This is a genomic window from Flavobacterium flavigenum (genome assembly GCF_027111255.2).
Classification (GTDB): Bacteria; Bacteroidota; Bacteroidia; order Flavobacteriales; family Flavobacteriaceae; genus Flavobacterium; species Flavobacterium flavigenum.
Window position 1 is genome coordinate 2,604,034 of record NZ_CP114285.2, and the last position, 18,193, is coordinate 2,622,226.

The window sequence follows — 18,193 nt, forward strand, 5'->3', positions numbered from 1 at the left end:
AATGCAGCAGAAATTTAATTCGAAAAGAACAATTAATTTTTTAAAACTCTATTTCAAAAAAACAGAATATGTCTATATTTGCACAAACAAAAGCAACACACATGAAATATAAAAGAATTCTTCTGAAATTAAGCGGCGAAGCCTTAATGGGAGACTTACAATACGGAATTGACCCTAAAAGATTAGCTGAATATGCCGATGAAATTAAGCAGATTCACGACAAAGGAGTAGAAATTGCTATTGTTATTGGAGGAGGAAATATTTTTAGAGGAGTTGCCGGAGCAAGTTCAGGTATGGACAGAGTACAAGGCGATTACATGGGAATGCTTGCTACTGTTATTAACGGAATGGCTTTGCAGGGTGCTCTTGAAGACAAAGGAATGAAAACCCGCCTGCAGACTGCTTTGAAAATGGAGTCTATTGCAGAACCTTATATCAAAAGAAGAGCAGACCGTCATCTCGAAAAAGGAAGAATCGTAATTTTTGGTGCCGGAACCGGAAACCCATATTTTACTACCGATACAGCAGCAGTTTTGAGAGGAATCGAAATCAATGCTGATGTTATTCTAAAAGGAACACGTGTAGATGGGGTTTACGATTGTGATCCTGAAAAAAATGCTTCAGCTGTAAAATTTGACTTTATTTCTTTTGAAGATGTGATCAAAAAAGGATTAAATGTAATGGATACTACAGCTTTCACATTAAGTCAGGAAAATAAATTACCGATTGTTGTTTTTGACATGAACAAAATTGGAAATCTTTTAAAAATCTGCGAAGGCGAAAATATCGGAACTGTAGTTAATATTTAAACTATTTTAGATTGTTAGAATTTAGATTATTATTTTTAATATTCATTCTACAATCTTTACATATTCAAAAAATAAAATTATATTAGTTAGCATAATTAGATCATTGCTTTTTTAGAAAAATCTAAAAATCCAAAAAGTCTGAAAATCTAAAAATCTAAAAAAATGACTGAAGAAATAGATTTCATATTAGAAAGTACTGAGGAATCAATGAATGGCACGATTGCACATTTAGAAAAAGAATTTCTAAATATCCGTGCAGGTAAAGCTTCTCCGGCAATGCTTGGAGGTGTTTTTGTTGATTATTATGGTGCTGCAACACCGCTTTCCCAGGTATCTAAAATTAGTGTTCCTGATGCAAGAACCATTACCTTGCAGCCTTTCGAAAAAAACATGTTATCAGCAATTGAAAAAGCAATTTTGATTGCCAATATTGGTTTTAACCCAATGAACAATGGTGATGTTATTATCATCAGTGTTCCGCCTCTTACGGAAGAACGCCGCAGGGATTTGGCAAAACAGGCAAAATCTGAGGCTGAAGATGCGAAAATTGGTATCCGTAATTCCCGTAAAGATGCTAATACTGATATTAAAAAATTAGAAAAAGAGGGAACTTCTGAAGACATCTGTAAGTCTGCTGAAGAAGAAGTTCAAAACTTAACAAATACATACATCAAAAAAATAGATGAATTATTAGCTGTTAAAGAAGCTGAAATCATGAAAGTGTAATGTATTTTACATAAATTTAAGAATCCGTTTGGTTAAAATTATACCAGACGGATTTTTTATTTATTACTTTTGCATACCAAAATAAATTTCCTTTGGTTTCAAAACCACAATACTCTGTATGAAGCTATTCTGTTTGTTTACTTTGTTTTTTACACTTACCCTACAGGCACAATTTCAAATAAACGGAATTGTAAAAGACTCCGGCAACAAACCGCTTCCGTTTGCTACTATTACCACTTCAGAAAACAATAATACAATTACAGACGTTGATGGGAAATTTATACTTTCAACGAATGTAAAAATTTCTTCTTTTACAGTTTCTTATATTGGGTTTCAAACGAAAGTCATTCCTGTCCAGGACAATAAAAAATTTTACCCGGTTTCTCTAAAACAAAAAACAGACGACCTCAAAGAAGTGATTGTTTCTAATGAAAACCCGGCATTGGCTATTGTAAGAAAGGTAATTGCAAACAAAAACATCAATAATCCACAGAAAAAACTCAACAGTTTTGAATACAAAACATACAATAAGCTCATTGTTACGGCTAATCCCGATTCTATAAATGGGAGGATTGACTCATCTGCTTCTTATAAAGATTTAAAGAAAAACAGAATAAATATTGACTCTTCTGATTATAAATTTAAAGAAGTTATCTCCAAACAGCATTTGTTTCAAACTGAAAAAATTTCGCAGTATCAATTTGCAAACAAAAAACTAAAAGAAACTATTCTGGGTACTAAAATGGCAGGTTTTAAACAGCCGGTGTACGAAATTATTGCTTTCAATTTACAGTCTATTTCCATTTATGATTCGAAATACGAGCTTTTTGAAACCAAATACAATAACCCTGTTTCTGACGATGCGCTAAAAGATTACAATTACAAATTACTGGACACAGTAGCCATTAAAGGTCGTACTACTTTTATGATTTATTTTAAGAATAAGCAAAAAAGAAAGTCTGCCGGCTTAGAAGGTGTTTTATACATTGATCAGGAAAATTTTGCCATTGCAAAAGCTGTTATGCGTATAAAAGGAGTACTAGATATTAGCGGAATACACGAATTTGAATATGTTCCGCAGGAAAAAATCTGGTTTCCTTCAAACACTACTTTCAAAATTGTAAAAGGAAAGAATGATGATGACATTAATATCTTAGGCGGAACTATTCAGTTTGACGGAGATTCAGAAGATGCTTTTACGACCCGTAAAAAAAGTGCTTCCGATTTTACTTATGTACTCTCAGAAAGCAACAATTCCGACATTCATTATAACACTGTTACTCCAATAAAAGATCCTTCTTATTATATCGAAATTAAAGATGATGCCAGTACAAAGCCAGAAGATTTCTGGAATGAATACAGAAAAGAAAGCCTTGATCTTAAAAGTCAAAGAACGTATCAGTTATTAGATAGTATTTCGATCAATAAAAGAATTGAGAAGCGTTTGTGGCTTGGCCGTAAAATCATAAACGGTTATATTCCGATTGGACCGGTCGACCTGGATTTGAAAAAAGTAATCAGTTATAATAATTATGAAGGTTTTCGATTAGGACTGGGCGGAATTACCAATGATCGTTTCTCTAAACGCTTCAGGATTGAAGGTTATGGCGCTTATGGAACGAAAGACGGCAACTTCAAATACAATCTGGGTTCAGGTCTTTTAATGGATAAAAATACCAATACCTGGCTAAACGGATCCTATACGGATGATGTCAGGGAGATTGCGAGTACTGTTTTTGCTGTTGATAAACGCGTTTTTAAAATTTATGATCCCCGTCCGATCAACATTAGTACTTTTTACCATTACATCAGCTGGAAAACCAATCTGCAGACGAAAATTATTCCGAAAACAGAAGCTGTCTTTGAATTAGCAAGAACCTATGTTGAACCTAAATTTGACTATCTTTTTAATCATAACGGGCAATTGTATTCCCACTATGTCATGACAACTGCAATGGCTTCTATTGTCTGGGCACCATTTAGTAATTTTATGCAGACACCAACAGGCAGATCCGAAACCGAAAAACGTTTTCCAAGATTTACTTTTCAGTTTACGCAGTCCCTTCCAGATGTTCTGGATAACGACTTCAGTTTTGCTAAAATAGATTTTAAAACAGAATACGAAAAAAAATATTTAGATGGACAAAAAACCAGTCTTTTATTCCAGGGAGGTTACGCTCTTGGTGATGTGCCTATTACCCATTTATACAATACAATGCCTAACAACCTCAACAAAGAAACCGTCATTCAGCGTATTACTTTTTCAGGAAGAAATAGTTTTGAAACAATGTATTTTAATGAATTTTTCTCTAGCGAATATCTGTTTTTCCAGATAAAACATGGCTTTAACAGAGTAAAAATTTTGAAAAAAGTTCGTCCATCCTTAGTTTTGGTTACGAGAATGGCCTGGGGAAATATGGAAAAACCGGAACAGCATATTGGTCCGGCTTATAAAACTTTGGACAAAGGTTTCTTTGAATCCGGTCTTGAATTAAATAAAATCTACAAAGGTTTTGGTTTAAGCGGATTTTACCGTTATGGTCCAAATCAATTACCAAAACTCGAAGACAATATAGCGGTTAAGATTTCTTATGTATTAGATTTAGGATTATAAAGAAGCTTTTCCTGCTGTACACTATATCTTTTATGCCGAACCCCGGCACAAAAGGATGCCGTTCCCATCAGGGCTAGAACCATTGGCTTTAAAAGAAATTTCATTAGTAATTAATAAACGATAGTAAAAATAAATCCCAAATTCCAGTTTATCACATCTGAATTTGGGATTTTAATATTAGGCTTTTAACGCTTATGGTTTCAAAATCAAAACCGATGGTGTATTATTCAGCCAGATACTTTGAGATTCGATTAACTTTTTCCAACTATCCAAACTTATGATCATTAAATTTTGAGTTTCCAGAAACTCTTTTTTAATCGTTCTGTCATGCATAATCATAATGTGGTTTGGCGCAATCTGTTCAATCGAGCGAATACTTTCCTGCATATCCCTTCCACTCTTTACTTCACCACTAGCATCCAGAACCGTAATTTGTGAACCATTATTATTGATTAGTTTCTTGGCATAATCAATCAAAAAAGAATCTTCTTCACTGAAAATCGGCATAAAAATCCGGTCTACTTCTTCTAAATCCTTATCAATAAAAATCCCTACCGGCATTTTGGTTTTAGAAATAATATGACGTGTTCTTTCATCAAAAGGAGAGTTTTCGAACAAACCTTCTTTTCCGGTAAACTTGTCAATTAATCGATCAGGGTTTACAATCCTTGATGTAAATCCAAGGATTTTTCCAAGCAAGGTCCCTTCAAAAATAGATTGTCCTAAACCTATCAGCAACAAATCATATTCTCCCTGATTTGCAGTATCTATAATATCTGTATCAATATCATTTGTTACTTTAAAAACACTTACCATATTCTGGTTCAAACGCTCTGATTCTTCAATAACCGGAAACAGCATTTTTCGTTCGTGGTCTTTTACATCAAAAGAGTGAATTTCAGTACTCAGCGACAAATGCATTGCCGTAACAATTGAATTATCAGTCTGTTTTTTCACTAAACTATTGGCAATCTGTAAAAGTTTTTTGCCTCTTTCAGGAGTCGCAAACGAGAACAGGATTTTGTATTTGCTTTTATTACCAATTTCCTGTGGAATGATTGTGGGCTTATCCTTAAAAATATAACCAATAAAATCCAGTGCCGGACCTGTCATAAAAGTAGTTACCAGAGCCATAATGACCATCATCGTAAAAATCTCAGTCGACAAAACTCCAAGGTCATAACCAATATTTAAAACAACCAGCTCCATTAATCCGCGTGTGTTCATTAAAGCACCGATAGCTAAGCTGTCTTTCCAGTTTTGCCCCACAAATTTTGCAGCGAGTGCACTTCCAAAAAATTTCCCGGCTACAGCAACAGCAATAATAACTGCGGTAACTTTCCATAAATACGGATCGTTAAGCAAACCAATCTGCGTACGTAAACCTGTAAACACAAAGAACAAAGGCAGCAAAAGGATAATAGATACATCTTCAACTTTTTCGATAAAAATATTCCTAAATTTATTATTCTCCGGCATAATAGCCCCTGCTAAAAATGCTCCAAACAAGGCATGGATTCCAATTAATTCTGATGCATAGGAAGAAATCAGGAGTGTAATAAAAAAAATAGCAACCACAGGTTTGTTGAGACTTTCACGGGTCGAATTTAAATCACCCACACGTTTCAGGAACGGACGAACTATTTTCAACATGATAATTACATATAAAATGGCTAATCCAATGACATATAATGCACTTGTAAACGATCCTGCTTTTACAATCGCAATTACAACTGCAAGTATACACCATGCCGTAATATCATCTGCTGCGGCACAAGTTATGGCAATGGTTCCGAGTTTTGTTTTCTGCATCCCGCGTTCCTGAACGATTCTGGCCAAAACCGGAAAAGCGGTAATACTCATGGCGATTCCCATGAATAATCCGAAAGAAGAAAACGCAACTCCTTGCGGTGCAAAAGTTCCATAAATAAAATAAGCCAGCGTTAATCCTAAAGCGAACGGAATCACAATACTGGCATGGCTGATTACTACAGATTCATGCGCTTTATTTTTAAGAACTTTTAAATCCAGTTCCATTCCGATCACGAACATAAAAAGTATCAACCCAATCTGACTTAGAAATTGCAGATTCCCTAAAGATGCTGCGGGAAACAAAGTAGCTGAGAATTCCGGAAAATACATCCCGACCAATGAGGGACCCAAAACAATTCCCGCAATCATTTCTCCGATAACTGATGGTTGCCCGATCTTCCTGAAAATCCAGCCAAACAAACGTGCTGCTAAAATAATAGTAACAATTTGAGCCAGCAAAATGGCCAAAGGATGCTGCAGGTTTTCAATCATCGAATGTAAAAAGTCATTCCAGTGATTGCTTTCAATTTTTTTCTGAATAATTCCGCGTCCTGCTTCAAGTGAGGCTCCTTTTGAAATCATCCAGTATATCAGACCGGTAAAACCACCAATAACTGTAACATAGAATAAAGAATTTTTAATATTATTCATAACCCGTATTTTAAATTATGAGGCAAATATCAGCACTGAAAAGCTAGTGTAAAAGCAAATTCAGCCCTAATTTTTAATCTATGTAACAAGTCTGAAAAACTTTGTAATAAGTTAGATTTTGACCTTTTTTAAAAAATCAGAACGATAGGTTTCACTTAATAAAAGTGTAGTATTTTTATTGTTTTCTTCTAAATGATGCAGCACAATTTCGTTATGATTAAAGAATTTGATTGCTTTTACCGCAACAACTTCTTTTTTATTCACACGACAGAAATCCGCCTCCGGCAATTCATTTAAAAGCGTATCAAATTTAACGTTTTTCAGATTCAGAAAACTCCCATCCGTGAGCAATACAGTTTTGTCACGGCTATCGCTTAAAGCTGTTTTGATATATTGAATCTGACTAAAATACAATAACGTTTTTCCTTTGTCTGTATTTAACTGAATGAATTTTTTGGCTGTTTCAGGTTTATTGAATCGTTCAAAAGCTTTAGAAATTGCTTTTTGCAGACGTTCTAGTTTCACCGGCTTTGTGATATAATCAACTGCGTCGATATTGAAAGCATCGGCGGCATAATCTTTATAAGCTGTACAAAAAATCACGAGTTTATCCTGAATCATTTCAGCAAGATGCAAGCCGTCAATTCCGGGCATTTCGATATCTGAGATTAATAAATCAAATTCGAGATCCGGGATTTCGGTCAATAGTTTTTCAGGATTATTAAACGTTTTTACGATTTCTACTTCGGGAATTTGTTCGCAAAGCATTTTCAGGTACGTTAATCCGGGTAACTCATCGTCCAGAAGCAAGCATTTCAGTTTTGTATTCAAGTAAGTCTATTTTTAGATGGGCTATATAAATATCGTTTTCTGTAAACCTTTCAAGTTTAAAATTGTTTTTGTAGATAATTCTCAAACGGTGTTCCAAAGTTGTATTTCCTAAACCGCTTCGTTCCTTTTTCAACACTTTTTTATCTGAAATTTTATTCGAAACTGTCATAAAGAAAGCATTGTCTTTAAACTCAAACACAACCGAAATAAAGGCATCAGCGCTTTGCAGATCGGCATGTTTAAAGGCATTTTCAATCAAATCAATCGAAATTAACGGTGCCAGTAAAGGCTGTTCGTATAATTTATCTTCTTTATTGATGTTGGTTTTTATCTTCAGTTCAAAAAGCGGACTGATTTTTATTTTATTGATTTCAATCAGGTTTAATGCAAAATCAATTTCTTCCCTGGCAGTAACAAACTTCTTTTTGCTTTCGTATAAAATATAATCCAACACATTGGCGAGTTTATCCAAAGCAAAATAAGTCTGATACGCATGAGACTGAATCGAATTCAGAATGTTCTTAAACAAATGCGGATTAAGTTTCGACTCTAATGTTTCTAATTGTAAGTCGTTTACTTTTCTTTCGAGCGCATAAAAACTTTCTTCGGCATTTTCTTTTGCTTTTTTAGACTGCATTAATTGATACACCATAAAACCAATGATGACAATTAGCAATAAAACAATTGCTAACAGAATAAAAGTGATAGTATTATTTTCCTGCATAAAGTTTTATTTTTTGCCACAGATTCACACATTAAAAATAATTAATCCTAATAATCTTTGGCTCATTTTTTAATGACTGGAAACAAACTTCAGCCCAATGATTGAAGCAATTAAAGTAGAAAGAAAAAATATTCTCCAGAAAGTGGCCGGTTCTTTAAAAATCAAAATTCCGACTAAAACAGTTCCAACAGCACCAATACCTGTCCATACGGCATAAGCTGTACCAATTGGCAAAACCTGCGTGGCTTTATAAAGCAGAGTCATACTAATCGAAAGACAGATAAAAAAACCAATCATCCAATAGGTAGATGTCACTCCGGTTGTTTCTTTGGCTTTGCCTAAACAAGATGCAAAACCTACTTCAAAAAGGCCTGCTATAATTAGTAAAATCCAATTCATTTTTTCCTTCTTTAAAATTATACTACAAAGATGAGAAAAGCCTGCATACAATTCACATCAAAATAATAATTATCTAAGTGTGAGGTTTGTTAATTAATGTTAACAAATCGCAAAAACAATGTGCTTACCAAATGATTTTTAACACTTTTCACTACATTTGCATCCATTTTACAAATTTTATGAAAAACTCGATACAAGTAGGTTTTTGGGAAAAATTAGCCCGAATCATACTTAAAAACAGAATTACGATATTAGTTATCCTCACCGCTTTGACTATCTTTTTGGCTTTTCAATGGAAAAACCTTGCGATGACATATACCGAAGCTAATTTGCTTCCTAAAGATCATATTGCCAATAAAGAATATCAAAAGTTTCTGGACAAATTTGGTGAAGAAGGAAACCTGATCGTAATTGGTTTTAAAGATCCGAAGTTTTTTACCCCTAAAAATTATGCTGCCTGGACCGAAATGATGACAGGCTTAAAAAAATCGAAAGAAGTTGATTTGGTAGTTTCTTTAAATGATTTGAAGAAACTGGAAAAAGATACTGTTAACGAAAAATTTGTGCTTTCACCATTTATAGACCAAGCCAAAACACTTGATCCGGCTTATTTAAAAAAGGTACAATTCGACTTATTCAACAATCTGCCCTTTTACGAAGGATTGTTATTTAATAAACAAAGCGGAAGCGTGCGTTCTGCGATTTACATGAACAAAGCTTTAGTAAATACAGCACAGAGAAAGACTTTTATACTTGAAAACTTAGTTCCAAAAATTGACAAGTTTGAAAAAACTACCGGTATTGACCTAAAAGTCTCAGGAATGCCTTACATCAGGACGATTAATGCAAATGATATGAAAGGCGAAATCGGGCTTTTTATAGGTGCGGCTTTGTTTACCGTTTCTTTGATTTTCTTTTTCTTTTTCCGTTCGTTCAGAGCTACCTTCATTTCGATTTGTATTTTAATTGTCGGCGTAATCTGGTCATTCGGAACGCTGGGATTATTTCATTATAAAATTACGATTTTAACAGCCATCATTCCGCCTTTAATTATTGTAATCGGAATCACGAATTGTATATTCCTGATTAACAAATATCAGCAGGAAATTAAACTCCACAGCAATCAGGCAAAAGCTTTACAACGTATTATTTCTAAAATTGGGGTTTCGACTTTGATGACGAACTTAACGACAGCAATTGGTTTTGCAACGTTTATGATTACAGGAAATGATTTGCTTTTTGAGTTTGGTCTGGTGACTTCTATCAATGTGATTTCTGTTTATTTACTGACACTCTTAATTGTGCCAATTGTATACAGTTTCATGTCAATGCCAAACGAAAAACATTTGTACCATTTGACTAAAAACTATATTTCGACTTTGCTTGACTTTGTAGAAAATATGATAAAAAACAAACGAAAAGTAATTTATACAATTTACGGATTGCTTTTGGTTTTTAGTGTTATTGGCGTTTTTCAAATGAAAGTTTCGGGCAGTTTGATTGGTGAAATGCCAAAAAGCGCTTCATTTTTTAAAGATATTTTATTCTACGAAAAAGAATTCAACGGGGTTATGCCGCTTGAAATCATGATTGACACCAAAAAGAAAAAAGGTGTTATGAAAGCTTCTACAATTCGTAAAATGGATGAGCTGCAAAATACAATTAGCGAAATGCCTGAGCTGGCAAAACCAGTTTCAGTGGTAAATCTGGTAAAATATTCGAAACAGGCTTTTTATAACGGAAATCCGGAATATTACCAATTACCTACTTCACAGGAACAGACTTTTATTTTAGGTTATGCTAAAAACGCAACCAAAAACAGCAAAGAGAACCTGATGAAAGCCTATGTTGATTCGACCGGACAATACGCCCGAATCACCACTTTTATGAAAGATATAGGTACGGATGAAATGGCTAAAGTAGAGAAAAAACTGCACTCAAAAATTGACGAAATTTTCCCGAAAGACCGTTATGAAGTAACCGTGACCGGAAAAGCTTTAGTTTTTCAAAAAGGAACTTCTTATTTGGTAGAAAACTTAATCGAATCACTGATTTTTGCCATTTTAGTAATTGCAATATTGATGCTGTATTTGTTCCGTTCTCTCAAAATGGTTTTTGCTTCGGTAATTACGAATGTTTTGCCGCTTTGTATCACATCCGGATTAATGGGTTATTTCGGAATTCCGCTAAAACCTTCTACGATTCTGGTGTTTAGTATCGCATTTGGAATCTCGGTTGATAATGCGATTCAGTTTATGGCGAAGTACAAACACGATTTATTGCAAAATAACGGAAAAGTAAAAAAATCGGTTTTCAGCGCTTTAAGAGAAACCGGAATCAGTACTTTTTATACTTCGGTAGTTTTGATTTTAGGATTTGCAACTTTTACGCTTTCCAGCTTTAGCGGGACCATTGCATTGGGAGGATTAATTTCCTGTACTTTGGCTTTTGCCATGTTTGCTAATTTATTGGTTCTTCCCGCTTTGGTGCTGACTTTTGAGAAGAAGAAAGCTAAGAAGGAGGATTTGGAAAGTTTGGAGAAGTAATTTTTTGCCACTAATTTCACTAATTGGCACTAATTTCAAATAATACTTGACAAAAGTTTGCCGCAATCTTGTCATTTCGACGAAGGAGAAATCACACCAGAAACTCCGCAAAGTAAATTGTCTAATCTTTGTAGAATCCCGAGTGTGATTTCTCCTTCGTCGAAATGACAAAAAATACGAAGTAAAAATTACTTCTTTTGAAACCTACTGCCCTAGCCCTGATCGAAGCGGCATCCTTTCTATTTTTGCTGCCAAAAATAGAAAGATACAGCGAAGAGCAGGAAACAGCTTCAAAAATTAATTATTATCGTTTATATTTGCAATTCGATATAAAAACTGATTTTATATGAATGTAAAATCAGCAATCTAAAAATCTAAAATTAAAATGAAACACACAAAAGTTAGAGACTTATTAAACAGTACGACGACGTTACAGGAAGTGAATGCAAAAGGTTGGGTGAGAACTTTTAGAAATAATCAGTTCATCGCGCTTAATGACGGTTCTACAATTAATAATATACAATGTGTTGTTGATTTTGAAAATACTCCAGAAGAGACTTTAAAAAGAATCACAACCGGAGCTTCGGTTTCTGTTTTTGGAACTTTGGTAGAAAGTAAAGGTGCGGGTCAGAAATACGAAATTCAGGTTTCTAAACTAGAAATCCTTGGAGATTCTGATGCCGAGAAATTCCCAATGCAGCCTAAAAAACACTCTTTAGAATTTTTACGTGAAAATGCTCACCTGCGTGTTCGTACAAATGCTTTTGGTGCGATTATGCGTGTGCGTTCGGTGTTATCTTATGCGGTTCACAAATATTTCCAGGACAGAGGTTTCGTTTATGTAAACACACCAATTATTACCGGAGCTGATGCTGAAGGTGCCGGAGAAATGTTTCAGGTTACTTCTTTACCATTGGACAATCTTCCTAAAAATGAAGAAGGAAACATTGATTTCAAAAAGGATTTCTTTGGAAAACATACCAACTTAACGGTTTCGGGACAATTAGAAGGGGAAACTTTCGCAATGGCTTTGGGTCAGATTTATACTTTTGGACCAACGTTTAGAGCAGAAAATTCAAACACTTCACGTCACTTGGCAGAATTCTGGATGATTGAGCCGGAAGTTGCTTTCAACGACCTTGATGACAATATGGATCTGGCTGAAGATTTTATTCAGTATGTAATTAAATATGCTTTAGATAATTGTAAAGACGATTTAGCTTTCTTGGAAGGAAGACTCTTAGAAGAAGAAAAATCAAAACCACAAGCAGAAAGAAGCGAAATGGCGTTGTTAGAAAAACTAAACTTCGTTTTGGAGAACAACTTCAAACGTGTTTCTTATACGGAAGCAATTGATATTTTAAGAGATTCAACTCCAAATAAAAAGAAGAAATTTCAATATCTTATCACAGAATGGGGAGCTGATTTACAATCAGAGCATGAGCGTTATTTGGTTGAAAAACACTTTAAATGTCCGGTAATTTTATACGATTACCCGGCAAATATTAAAGCGTTTTACATGCGTTTGAATGACAACACAGAACCAGGAAGAGAAACGGTTCGTGCCATGGATATCCTTTTCCCTGGAATTGGAGAAATCGTGGGTGGTTCTGAAAGAGAAGAGCGTTACGATGTTTTGGTTCAGAAAATGGAAGCGCTTGGAATTGACAAAGAAGAATTATACTGGTATTTAGACACCAGAAGATTTGGTTCTGCTACACACGCAGGTTTCGGTTTAGGATTTGAGCGTTTGGTATTGTTTGTTACAGGAATGACAAACATTAGGGACGTAATTCCTTTCCCAAGAACTCCTGGAAGTGCGGAATTCTAAGAAGTTAGAAAGTTTCAGGTTTCAGGTTATTGGAACTTGAACTAAAATTATAAAATTTGTTTTCGAGTTTCAGTTTTCAGTTTTGCCGTTCAGTTGAGCAACTTGAAACCTGAAACTTGAAAATTTTAACAAAAACAAATGCTAAAGCAATTTTTAAATTTAAAATTATCCCAGAAATTATCTCCTCAGCAAATCCAGCTGATGAAGTTAATTCAATTGCCTACGCAAGCTTTTGAACAGCGTTTATTAGAAGAAATGAACGAAAATCCGGCTTTAGAAGCGGGTCAGGAAGATGAATATGAAGCTGATGAATTTGCTAATGAGGAATACGACGATTATGATGATGCAGAATCAGACAGAATCGAAGCAGAGGATATTAATATTGACGAATACTTAAGCGACGACGATACTCCGGATTATAAAACTCAGGTGAATAATTATGGAGACGAAGAAGAACGTGAAACACCTTTTGCTTCGCCAATAAGTTTTCATCAGGATTTGATCAATCAGCTGAATACTTTTATTTTGAATGACGAAGAGCGCGAAATCGCTGAGTTCTTAGTGGGGAGCATCGATGATATGGGTTACATCCGCAGAAGTATTCCGGATATTGTAGACGATATGGCTTTTACTCAGGGAATTTATACCGATGAAACCATGGTCGAAAAAATGCTGCATGTCATTCACGAACTAGAACCTTCCGGAGTTGGCGCACGTGATTTGCAGGAATGTTTATTACTGCAGTTAAAGCACAAAACACCAACTGAATATGTTGATCTGGCGATTGATATTATCGAAAATCAGTTTGACGCTTTTACAAAAAAACATTACGATAAACTTTTACAAAAATACAGTGTTTCAAACGAACAGCTTAAAAAGGCTATTCACGAAATTGAAAGACTGAACCCAAAACCGGGCGGTTCTTTTACAGGAAATAATAAAGTCACAGAAAATGTAGTTCCCGACTTCGCGATCAGAATAGTTGACGGCGAACTGGAACTAACTTTAAACGGAAGAAATGCCCCTTCCCTGCACGTTTCTAAAGATTATCAGGAAATGATGCAGACGTATAAAGATTCGCGTGATAAATCGACTGCTCAGAAAGATGCGGTTCAGTTTATCAAACAAAAACTGGATTCGGCTAAATGGTTTATCGATGCGATCAGACAGCGTCAGGAAACATTATTTGTGACAATGAATGCGATTATGCATTACCAGGAAGAATTTTTCTTAGATGGTGACGAAACCAAACTAAAACCCATGATCTTAAAAGATATTGCGGATATGGTTGGTCTGGATATTTCGACGATTTCACGTGTCGCTAACAGCAAATATGTTGAAACACCATACGGAACAAAACTGATAAAAGAATTTTTCTCTGAAGCTATGAAAAATGATCAGGGAGAAGATGTTTCTACTTTAGAAATCAAAAAGATCCTAAAAAATACCATTGAAGAAGAAGATAAGAAAAAGCCACTTCCGGACGATCAACTGGCTGAAATCTTAAAAGAAAAAGGATATCCGATTGCAAGAAGAACAATTGCTAAATACCGTGAACAATTGGATATTCCGGTTGCAAGGATGAGGAAAAAGATTTAATTTTTTTTATAAATAGAAAACCCGACAAAATTCACATTCTGTCGGGTTTTTATTTGGATCAAAAAGCTTATTTATACTGGTCAGGAAATATTTTTACATTAAACAAAAACACTTTATTTTTATCACTGTAACTATAAACCAATGCATAATCATTTTCTCTAAAAACCTGTAGCCCCGGATTTGCTTTTGCTGTACCGATTAAGCTTTTCTCAATTTCCGTTTTTATAACCTTTACCTCAGCTTTTTCTTTCACAACATTCAACAAGGTAAGATTGTACTGAACTGTTCTTTCTTTATGTAAACTTACGCTATCCAGACGAATTCCCTCCTGAATAACTAACGGGCAATTTTTATTGTATTTCACTACTAATTCCGTTACTTCTTTATTTGCTTCTTCAGTATTTTCAGCAATAAAAAAATAGAAATAGCCTGCAACGCCCATCGCAATTACAATAATTGCTAAAAATAAAATATTCTGCTTTCTCATGTCTGTATTGTTAAGGCTTTTCACTTATTCTCCTGGCTTTTTTTCATCGCATTAAAGTACGCTGCACGGCTAAGCGGTTCGTATTCCTCGATTTCACCAAGCATAACCAATTTATCATTATCTGTTTTTCTAAAACTGTAATTAGCCAGATTTCCGGTTCTGGTACAAACGGCATGAACCTTTGTAACATATTCTGCTGTAGCCATAAGTCCCGGCATTGGACCAAATGGATTTCCTTTAAAATCCATATCCAGACCAGCAACAATAACACGAATTCCTTGATTCGCAAGATCGTTACAGACTGTTATGATTTCGTCATCAAAAAATTGGGCTTCATCAATTCCGATCACATCACAGCCCTGAGCCAAGATTGAGATATTGGCAGCAGCCGGAACGGGTGTTGACCGAATTTCATTAGAGTCGTGTGAAACAACCATTTCGTCATGATAGCGGGTATCTATGGCAGGTTTAAAGATTTCGACTCTTTGTTTGGCAAATTGGGCGCGCTTGAGCCTGCGGATTAACTCCTCGGTTTTACCCGAAAACATTGATCCACAAATAACTTCAATCCAGCCAAATTGTTCTTTGTGATTTACTGTATTTTCGAGAAACATTTTGTATTTTTCTACCTTTAAAAATGAATAGTTTTTATTACTTTGTACTGGTAATAAACTGATGTGAAAAATTGTCCTTTTACACTTTTTCAAAAGTAGAGAATTTTTATGAAATTGAAGATTCGCTCGCGTTTATTAACAGAAAATAAATATCAGGCGAATTTCTTTCGCAAATTAAAAAGACATTCAAAATATACTAAAATACCCTATTCACTATAATTTCAATAGTTATGAAAAAAAAACTGGAAGCCGATTTAATCAGCATTGCACATCGAATTTTAAAGCTTAAAAACAAATCCGATATCAATCAATTGTATCTGGAAACACAGAAATTATATGAAAAATTAACTGTATTAAAATTTGTAGAAGAAAATTTCGATGATATAAAACCCACTATTGGATACAGCGAAATAGAATCTCAGATTGCAACTGTTTTTGACAAAGAGGAAAATCTTCCTGCAGCAATTCAGGCTGAAGAAACAGTTCCGGCTGTTGTTGAAGAAACTGTAATTAAAGCAGAAGTTATTGCCGAACCTGAAATTATTGAAGCAACTCCTATTGAAGTCGTTGCTGAAATTCCAAAAGTTACTGCGCAAAAAGAAACTGTAGTCGATATTCCTGTAGAAAAAGTAGAGGAAATAGCTGCAAAAATGGAAGAACCTGTTGCTGAAACCAAGACAGAAACAGAACCCTCTGAAGAATTTTCTTTTAAAACAGTAAGCGATTTAAAACCAATTCCGGATTTCAAACCTGCATTTGAATTAGAAAAAGAAGAAATAAAACCTGAAGAACCAAAAGTACCTGCAAAATCGGACGCTGTTACAATTTCGCTGGAAGATATTCTGGGTGTTAGTTATGTAGATGCACAATTTGTTAAAGTAGATGATATTAAAGATGTTTCTTCTGCTCCTGCAGCTTCAATAAATGAATTTCAGGAGAAGCAGGCACCAGTTCTGGCTACAATTGCAGAACCGGTAAAAACGAAGACCGTTCCGTTAAACGAAAAACTGGCACGAGGTTTCCATATTGATCTCAATGACCGTATTGCCTTTACTAAAAATCTTTTCGGAAACAATACCGAAGATTACAGCCGTGTTTTAAATCAGCTGTTGACATTTGACAGTTTCAGTGAAGCCAAAGAATTCATAGAAACGATGGTAAAACCGGACTATAACGACTGGCAGGGTAAAGAAGATTATGAAGAGCGTTTTCTGGGAATTATTGAGAAGAAATTTTCATAACCTTTTCGTTTCACATTTTACATTTCACAAATAAACTATGTCAAAACTATATATCGTTCCAACGCCAATCGGCAATCTCGAAGACATGACTTTTCGCGCCATTCGCGTTTTGAAAGAAGTCGATCTGATTTTGGCCGAAGACACCAGAACGAGCGGTAAACTTTTAAAGCATTTTGAAATTGGCACGCACATGCACAGCCATCATATGCACAACGAACATAAAACCACCGAAAATCTAATCGCCCGCCTAAAAGCCGGTGAAACGATTGCTTTAATTTCAGATGCAGGAACTCCGGCCATTTCAGATCCTGGATTTTTACTGACCCGGGCCTGTGTCGAAAACAAGATTGAAGTAGAATGCCTTCCCGGTGCAACAGCTTTTGTTCCCGCTTTAGTAAACAGCGGACTGCCGAATGACCGATTTATTTTTGAAGGTTTCCTTCCGGAGAAAAAAGGACGTCAGACCCGATTTTTGGCTTTAGCCGAAGAAACCAGAACGATGATTTTGTATGTCTCACCACATAAATTAGTCAAGACTTTAGCAGAGTTTATTCAATATTTTGGAGAAGACAGACAAGTCTGCGTTTCGCGTGAATTATCAAAACTGCACGAAGAAAATGTACGCGGAACAGCAAAAGAAGTTCTGACACATTTTGAAAAAACAGCTCCCAGAGGTGAAATTGTTGTGGTTGTTGCCGGAAAAACAATAGAAAAAGAAGCCAAAAAAAGTAAATATTCAAAAGACGAAGAAGAATAATTTTTGCCACAGATTACACAGATTAGCACAGATTAATGAATAAAAAAAATCATTTTATCCGTTTAATCTGTGGCAAAAACTAAATAAAATTTATCAAATAAACATCATGAGCATTCAAGCCTTTTTAGAAAAAGTAAAACAAAACCCAACACAAATCACATTTCCTGAAACCATTGCAGTAATTGAAGAAAACTACAACTTCACACCAACTGCTTTTCAAAACGGAACACAACATAATGCAGCAGGCGAAAATTCAGGATCCTGCAAATTATTTTCTTTCGCAAAATTGCAAAACCTAAGCAAGGAAGAAACATTAGCCTGTTTCGGTGCTTTTTATTTTGAAGAAGTTTTAGGCGATCCAAACGGAACAAACCACCAAAACATTAGAAATTTCATCAACTTAGGCTGGGACGGCATTCAGTTTGAAGGGAATGCTTTAGAAGCAAAATAATTTTAGATTTTAGAATTCCACATTCTGAAATAATTAAAATTCTGAAAAAGCCAAACACAAAATATTCAACCACAAATTTTCGCAAATTGAATTGGTGGAAA

General features: G+C 35.0%; 16 protein-coding genes. 10 read left to right on the top strand and 6 right to left on the bottom strand.

The genetic code is table 11. The annotated features are described in order from the left end of the window. Window positions 1-101 precede the first annotated feature (101 nt). From pyrH to OZP09_RS10630, 3 genes are all read left to right on the top strand, one after another. A complete protein-coding gene (pyrH, locus tag OZP09_RS10620) occupies window positions 102-809 on the top strand; it encodes a UMP kinase (protein ID WP_223682276.1) in 708 nt (235 codons plus the stop codon). 162 nt (window positions 810-971) lie between these two features. Beyond that, window positions 972-1,535, top strand: coding sequence for a ribosome recycling factor (frr, locus tag OZP09_RS10625; RefSeq protein ID WP_269237757.1), 564 nt, complete (start codon window positions 972-974; stop codon window positions 1,533-1,535). A 118-nt stretch (window positions 1,536-1,653) separates the two neighbouring features. Continuing rightward, window positions 1,654-4,149, top strand: a complete 2,496-nt coding sequence (locus OZP09_RS10630) for a DUF5686 family protein (protein ID WP_281310733.1) — start codon at window positions 1,654-1,656, stop codon at window positions 4,147-4,149. Between the two features lie 192 nt (window positions 4,150-4,341). On the opposite strand, the gene OZP09_RS10635 is transcribed toward OZP09_RS10630, so the two are convergent. The 4 genes from OZP09_RS10635 to OZP09_RS10650 all read right to left on the bottom strand — a co-directional run bounded on the left by OZP09_RS10635 (window position 4,342) and on the right by OZP09_RS10650 (window position 8,566). Continuing rightward, complete coding sequence (locus OZP09_RS10635; protein ID WP_281310734.1) at window positions 4,342-6,612, bottom strand: cation:proton antiporter; 2,271 nt, start codon at window positions 6,610-6,612, stop codon at window positions 4,342-4,344. A gap of 111 nt (window positions 6,613-6,723) precedes the next feature. Next, the gene (locus tag OZP09_RS10640; RefSeq protein WP_269237760.1) at window positions 6,724-7,443 is read right to left on the bottom strand and encodes a LytR/AlgR family response regulator transcription factor; all 720 of its coding nucleotides are present in this window, start codon (window positions 7,441-7,443) and stop codon (window positions 6,724-6,726) included. Then, window positions 7,406-8,167 (bottom strand): sensor histidine kinase, encoded by a 762-nt coding sequence (locus OZP09_RS10645; RefSeq protein WP_269237761.1) that lies wholly within the window; start codon window positions 8,165-8,167, stop codon window positions 7,406-7,408. Before OZP09_RS10645 ends, OZP09_RS10640 begins: the two co-directional genes overlap by 38 nt. Before the next feature lie 69 nt (window positions 8,168-8,236). Next, the gene (locus OZP09_RS10650; protein WP_269237762.1) at window positions 8,237-8,566 is read right to left on the bottom strand and encodes a DMT family transporter; all 330 of its coding nucleotides are present in this window, start codon (window positions 8,564-8,566) and stop codon (window positions 8,237-8,239) included. Between the two features lie 179 nt (window positions 8,567-8,745). Here OZP09_RS10650 and OZP09_RS10655 point away from each other — a divergent pair, with 179 nt between their 5' ends. The 4 genes from OZP09_RS10655 to rpoN all read left to right on the top strand — a co-directional run bounded on the left by OZP09_RS10655 (window position 8,746) and on the right by rpoN (window position 14,542). After that, window positions 8,746-11,112, top strand: a complete 2,367-nt coding sequence (locus tag OZP09_RS10655) for an efflux RND transporter permease subunit (RefSeq protein WP_269237763.1) — start codon at window positions 8,746-8,748, stop codon at window positions 11,110-11,112. Window positions 11,113-11,309: 197 nt separating this feature from the next. Next, window positions 11,310-11,462: a hypothetical protein gene (locus OZP09_RS10660; RefSeq protein ID WP_269233631.1), complete on the top strand. Its 153-nt coding sequence runs from the start codon at window positions 11,310-11,312 to the stop codon at window positions 11,460-11,462. 35 nt (window positions 11,463-11,497) lie between these two features. After that, window positions 11,498-12,943, top strand: coding sequence for an asparagine--tRNA ligase (gene asnS / locus OZP09_RS10665; protein ID WP_269233632.1), 1,446 nt, complete (start codon window positions 11,498-11,500; stop codon window positions 12,941-12,943). Between the two features lie 138 nt (window positions 12,944-13,081). Next, window positions 13,082-14,542: an RNA polymerase factor sigma-54 gene (gene rpoN / locus OZP09_RS10670; RefSeq protein WP_269233634.1), complete on the top strand. Its 1,461-nt coding sequence runs from the start codon at window positions 13,082-13,084 to the stop codon at window positions 14,540-14,542. Window positions 14,543-14,609: 67 nt separating this feature from the next. On the opposite strand, the gene OZP09_RS10675 is transcribed toward rpoN, so the two are convergent. Both OZP09_RS10675 and OZP09_RS10680 read right to left on the bottom strand, forming a co-directional pair. Beyond that, window positions 14,610-15,029: a DUF8479 domain-containing protein gene (locus OZP09_RS10675; protein ID WP_269233635.1), complete on the bottom strand. Its 420-nt coding sequence runs from the start codon at window positions 15,027-15,029 to the stop codon at window positions 14,610-14,612. A gap of 20 nt (window positions 15,030-15,049) precedes the next feature. After that, window positions 15,050-15,643, bottom strand: coding sequence for a thymidine kinase (locus tag OZP09_RS10680; RefSeq protein WP_281310759.1), 594 nt, complete (start codon window positions 15,641-15,643; stop codon window positions 15,050-15,052). A 230-nt stretch (window positions 15,644-15,873) separates the two neighbouring features. On the opposite strand from OZP09_RS10680, the gene OZP09_RS10685 reads away from it, so the two are divergent. The 3 genes from OZP09_RS10685 (at window position 15,874) to OZP09_RS10695 (ending at window position 18,092) form a co-directional block, all read left to right on the top strand. Next, the gene (locus tag OZP09_RS10685; RefSeq protein ID WP_269233638.1) at window positions 15,874-16,884 is read left to right on the top strand and encodes a DUF8457 domain-containing protein; all 1,011 of its coding nucleotides are present in this window, start codon (window positions 15,874-15,876) and stop codon (window positions 16,882-16,884) included. A gap of 37 nt (window positions 16,885-16,921) precedes the next feature. Beyond that, window positions 16,922-17,641: a 16S rRNA (cytidine(1402)-2'-O)-methyltransferase gene (rsmI, locus tag OZP09_RS10690; RefSeq protein WP_281310735.1), complete on the top strand. Its 720-nt coding sequence runs from the start codon at window positions 16,922-16,924 to the stop codon at window positions 17,639-17,641. A 106-nt stretch (window positions 17,642-17,747) separates the two neighbouring features. Continuing rightward, window positions 17,748-18,092: a HopJ type III effector protein gene (locus OZP09_RS10695; RefSeq protein WP_269233639.1), complete on the top strand. Its 345-nt coding sequence runs from the start codon at window positions 17,748-17,750 to the stop codon at window positions 18,090-18,092. The last annotated feature ends 101 nt before the right edge of the window (window positions 18,093-18,193 follow it).

Bases quoted from the DNA above. Each gene is read 5' to 3' on its own strand.
- pyrH (WP_223682276.1), top strand. From the start codon at position 102: ATGAAATATAAAAGAATTCTTCTGAAATTAAGCGGCGAAGCCTTAATG.
- frr (WP_269237757.1), top strand. From the start codon at position 972: ATGACTGAAGAAATAGATTTCATATTAGAAAGTACTGAGGAATCAATG.
- OZP09_RS10630 (WP_281310733.1), top strand. From the start codon at position 1,654: ATGAAGCTATTCTGTTTGTTTACTTTGTTTTTTACACTTACCCTACAG.
- OZP09_RS10635 (WP_281310734.1), bottom strand. From the start codon at position 6,612: ATGAATAATATTAAAAATTCTTTATTCTATGTTACAGTTATTGGTGGT.
- OZP09_RS10645 (WP_269237761.1), bottom strand. From the start codon at position 8,167: ATGCAGGAAAATAATACTATCACTTTTATTCTGTTAGCAATTGTTTTA.
- OZP09_RS10650 (WP_269237762.1), bottom strand. From the start codon at position 8,566: ATGAATTGGATTTTACTAATTATAGCAGGCCTTTTTGAAGTAGGTTTT.
- OZP09_RS10655 (WP_269237763.1), top strand. From the start codon at position 8,746: ATGAAAAACTCGATACAAGTAGGTTTTTGGGAAAAATTAGCCCGAATC.
- asnS (WP_269233632.1), top strand. From the start codon at position 11,498: ATGAAACACACAAAAGTTAGAGACTTATTAAACAGTACGACGACGTTA.
- rpoN (WP_269233634.1), top strand. From the start codon at position 13,082: ATGCTAAAGCAATTTTTAAATTTAAAATTATCCCAGAAATTATCTCCT.
- OZP09_RS10675 (WP_269233635.1), bottom strand. From the start codon at position 15,029: ATGAGAAAGCAGAATATTTTATTTTTAGCAATTATTGTAATTGCGATG.
- OZP09_RS10680 (WP_281310759.1), bottom strand. From the start codon at position 15,643: ATGTTTCTCGAAAATACAGTAAATCACAAAGAACAATTTGGCTGGATT.
- OZP09_RS10685 (WP_269233638.1), top strand. From the start codon at position 15,874: ATGAAAAAAAAACTGGAAGCCGATTTAATCAGCATTGCACATCGAATT.
- rsmI (WP_281310735.1), top strand. From the start codon at position 16,922: ATGTCAAAACTATATATCGTTCCAACGCCAATCGGCAATCTCGAAGAC.
- OZP09_RS10695 (WP_269233639.1), top strand. From the start codon at position 17,748: ATGAGCATTCAAGCCTTTTTAGAAAAAGTAAAACAAAACCCAACACAA.